The sequence below is a fragment of the Methylobacterium sp. 22177 genome, from assembly GCF_052045615.1.
In the GTDB taxonomy this organism is placed as follows: Bacteria; Pseudomonadota; Alphaproteobacteria; order Rhizobiales; family Beijerinckiaceae; genus Methylobacterium; species Methylobacterium radiotolerans.
This window is the reverse complement of the sequence record NZ_JBQEPK010000142.1, coordinates 1-359: the sequence shown is the minus strand read 5'-3', so window position 1 is coordinate 359 and position 359 is coordinate 1. Positions and strand designations below refer to the sequence as shown.

Sequence of the window (359 nt, the reverse complement as noted above, 5' to 3'; positions counted from 1 at the left end):
ACCTTGTCGAGCTGCTGGATCGCCTGGTTGATCTGGCCCGAGCCGACATCCTGCTCCCGGCAGGCGGCGGTGATCTCCTCGACCAGGCCGGCGGTCTTCTTGATGTCGGGCACGAGCCGGCCCAGCATGTCGCCGGCCTGCTGGGCGGCCTTGACGGTGTCGGCCGAGAGCGTGCCGATCTCGGCCGCGGCCGCCTGGCTGCGCTCGGCGAGCTTGCGCACCTCGCTGGCCACCACCGCGAAGCCGCGCCCGTGCTCGCCGGCCCGGGCGGCCTCGACGGCGGCGTTGAGGGCCAGGAGGTCGGTCTGGCGGGCGATCTCCTGCACGATGGTGATCTTCTGGGCGATGGTCTGCATGGC

General features: G+C 72.1%; 1 protein-coding gene. It reads right to left on the bottom strand.

Going from position 1 to position 359, the window contains the following annotated elements; translation table 11 throughout:
* Positions 1 to 359: methyl-accepting chemotaxis protein (locus tag ACTJK8_RS32440; protein ID WP_440763222.1), on the bottom strand; the 359-nt coding region annotated here is incomplete at both ends.